Below are 3508 nucleotides of genomic sequence, written 5' to 3'. Positions count from 1 at the left end.
GCGCCCTCTCAGCGGTTCAGCCCCGTCCACCGGCTCCGGCGCGCTCCCCCGCCCCCGCCACGTCACCGGAGCGCAGGAGCGGCGGGTACAGCTCACGGGCGCCGCCGAACCGGTACAGGGCCGCGGGACGGCCCGCCTCCGCGGTGCGCCGCTCCCCCGTGGGCTCGACGAAGCCCGCCGTCCTGGTGACCTTGCGGCGGAAGTTGCTGGGGTCCAGGGAGATACCCCAGATCACCTCGTACACCCTGCGCAGGTCGCTGATGGTGAAGGGCTCCCGGCAAAAACCGGCGGCCACGGTCGTGTACTCCAGCCGGGACCGCGCCTCCTCGACCGCGTCGGCCAGGATCCGGCCGTGGTCGAAGGACAGGCCGAAGCCCGGTCCGAGCGCCTCCTCGACCGGCGTCCAGACGGCGTCGGCGGCGTCGGTCCCCGCGACGGGGGTGGGCAGGTCCGGCCCCAGCGCCAGGTAGGCCACGGTGACGACCCGCCCCCTCGGGTCGCGGCCGGGGTCGCCGTAGGCCCGCAGCTGCGTCAGGTGCAGCTTGCGCCCGTCCAGTCCGGTCTCCTCGCCGAGTTCGCGCAGGGCCGCCTCGTCCAGGCCCTCCTCCGGTCGGACGTACCCGCCGGGCAGCGCGCCGCGGCCGAGGAAGGGTTCCTTGCCCCGTTCCACGAGCAGCACGTGCAGGGCGTCGTCACGCACGGTGAATATGACGAGGTCGACGGTCACGGAAACCGGAAACCTGGGCGTCGGGGGCCCCGCACTGGAACTCATCCCACCGATCCTACTAAAGGTCCCCTTGACCAAAACCAGGGACTCCATTAAGGTCATGTTGACCAGAAAAACCTCCCGGGACGCCGCGGACCCGCCGGAACGCACGCGAGGAGCACGCCTTGACGGAGTTCACGCTCGGAGTCGCCAGCTCCCTGGCGGCCACCGCCGCCACCGTCGGACTGGGGTGGCTGCTGTCCCGGCGGGTCCGCTGGTGGCTCCTGTCGGCGGCCTCCCGCCTCAGCGGGCTCGGGGCCCTGCGGGTCCACCGGCACCAGGACGACGCGAAGTCCGAGCTGTCCGAGGAGATCGGCCGGGCACGGTGGCTGCGCGTCATGGTCGGGCGGGGGAACGAACTCACCCGGGACGGCTTCACGCCGTTGTGGAGAGGCGGAGGACGGCCGCCGGACTCCGTCCGGGTTCTCCTGCCCGACCCCCACTCCCCCGGCCCCGGGGGGAACTGGCTGGAACGCCGGGAGAGGGAGCTGATCTCCGTGGACCCCGGGTTCAGCCCGGGACTGCTCTCCGAGCAGGTGCTCGCCAACTTCCACTACCTGGCCCAGGCGTCGAGGGAGGGGGCGAACACCGAGATCCGCCTCTACGACCTGCCGAACCTCTACCGGGTCGTCGCCACCGACAACATCGCCTTCATCACGCTGTACCGAAGTGCCGAACACGGGCGCCACTCGCCGTGTATCGTCGCGCACCGACCGGGTGAGCTGTACGACTTCGCCCTACGGATCTTCGACACCGCCTGGGACTCCGCGCGGGTCCCCGGCGACACGCCCTCCCTGGACCCCTGAGGACCCCTCGGCCTCAGCCCGCGACCGGAAAGGGCCCCGGGCGGCGGTGCCATCCGCCGACCGCCATCCCCCCGACCACTCGTCAGAGGACGCCGCCCCTGGGCTCGGTGTCCCCAAGGAGCCTGTCGTGACCCAGACACAACCACACAACAACGGACGGGGCGCGGCCCCGCGCGTGGACGCGGCGAGCGTCGAGGCGGTCGCGGGCGCGCCCGAGTACGACTCCACCTCACGCCTGAGCTGCGCGGCCTGGACCGACCCGGCCTTTCGCGCCGACGTCCTGCGCGAACGCGTGGAGAACCCCCACCGCACCCTGGCCCGGGAACCCGGGCTGGACGCGGCCCTGGTCACCGAGGAGTGCGTCCGGGCGAGGAACGTCCGCGCCACCGCGGGGGCGCTGTTCCTCGGCGCCGCCCTCCTGGTCTGCCCCTTCAACCTCCCGGCGGGGCTCCTCACCCTGGCCGTGGTCCTCGCCCTGGCGATGACGGCGCGGTACCGCGCCACGCACGACGGCGCCCGGCCCCGTGTGGGCTGCGTGTCCCTGGTCCTCGGCGCGGTCGCCCTCTACATGCTCTACACCTTCGCCTCCCCGCTCCTGGTGCCGCTGTTCGGCGCAGGGGCGGACGCCATGGGCGACATGAACGGTACGGGAGGCATGGAGGACGACCCCTGGGGGTCCACCGACCCCTCGGAGGACCTCCCCGCCGGCCCCGGATTCGGCTCCCTGATGCCCTTCTGGCTGGGTCTGCTCGTCCTGCTCGCCGCCGCCGTGGCCATCGGCGGCTGGGTCCGGTTCAGGGCCAACACCGCGTTCCGCCGCATCCGGAGCGCGGTGGCCTCCCCCCGTACGGGCAGCGGTGTCGGCTCCGTCCCGGTGGCCTTCTACAACGACTTCACGCCCTTCGTCGGCACCGGGGCGCACCACAGCTCCTGGCCGGTGATGCTCAAGCTCCTGCCCCGGGACGGCGGGGGGACGCAGCCGCCGGACGCGGCGGAGGACCGGGAGACCGGCGGGGACCGGAAGGCGGCCAACGGCCACGGGACCGGGGCCGGGAACGGCGCGAGCGCCCCGGCCTCCCCCGCGGACGGCGCGTACGAGCGGCCCGACGAGGGCCGTGAGGTCCCTCCCGCGGCCGACGCGACCCTGGTCAAGGACCTCTACGCCAGGCTGCGCGAGGAGCTGCCCAAGCTCACCGGGACCGAGGGCGTGCGGAGCAGCACCCGGCGCGAGGTCGAGGTGGCCGACTGCGTGTTCCTGCCGGGTCTGCGCCAGGACGACGTGGTGGCCCTCGCCCCGCGGCTGATCGACCGGAACAGGTGGGCGCTGCGCGAGGAGTGGGTCGACGGTTTCGTCGACGCCTTCCACGAACGCGCCCGGCACTTCCTGGAGATCGGGATCAGCATGTGGGAGAGCCAGGTCGTGGTGACGGTCTTCGTGCGCCTGTCCACCCAGGGCGGTCTGCTGCACGTCGAGGGCGAGACCATGGTCATGCCTCCCCTGTCCCCCGACTACCGGGTTCCCCAGGAACCGCTGTCCGTCGGCGCCGACGCCGGGGAGGTCGCCGTGCTCGTCGGGGACTCCCTGTTCGGCGTCCTGGAGGACCTGCGGACCAACCCGGCCGAGGCCCTGGCCTGGGTCGCCTCCCGGTCGGCCACCAGGAGGAACAACAGGGTGCACACCTGGGCCCGGAGCAACAAGGAGTTCTTCGACTACTCCCCGCGGATGGGCGTCCGGGAGAGGGCGGCCACGCCCCGGGTCCGGCAGCTCTTCCAGTCGCACGACATCCGCCGCGTCACCCGGGCCATCCCGGAGAAGGTGCTGGTCTGCGTCCGCGACGTGCTTCGGGAGGCGGGCTACGACACCGAGCAGGTCGCCCGCATCATCCAGAACATCAGCAACTACGGCGCCACCTTCCACGGAGGACGGCACAGCTTC

At 72.8% G+C, this 3508-nt stretch carries 3 protein-coding genes; 2 read left to right on the top strand and 1 reads right to left on the bottom strand.

The window, feature by feature from the left end; all coding sequences use genetic code 11:
• Positions 1–16: 16 nt before the first annotated feature.
• Positions 17–772 (bottom strand): NUDIX domain-containing protein, encoded by a 756-nt coding sequence (locus tag DQW06_RS24070; RefSeq protein WP_049800318.1) that lies wholly within the window; start codon positions 770–772, stop codon positions 17–19.
• Between the two features lie 119 nt (positions 773–891).
• Between DQW06_RS24070 and DQW06_RS24065 the strand changes: the two genes are divergently transcribed.
• Entirely contained in the window at positions 892–1572 is a 681-nt protein-coding gene (locus tag DQW06_RS24065; RefSeq protein ID WP_013155036.1) for a hypothetical protein, read from the top strand.
• 127 nt (positions 1573–1699) lie between these two features.
• A partial coding sequence (locus DQW06_RS24060) for a hypothetical protein (protein ID WP_157983587.1) occupies positions 1700–3508 on the top strand: 1809 nt, incomplete at its 3' end.

The organism is Nocardiopsis sp. TNDT3, assembly GCF_003427465.1.
GTDB classification, from domain to species: Bacteria; Actinomycetota; Actinomycetes; order Streptosporangiales; family Streptosporangiaceae; genus Nocardiopsis; species Nocardiopsis dassonvillei.
Note: the sequence above shows the minus strand (reverse complement) of the source record. Positions and strands in the feature narration are given on the sequence as shown.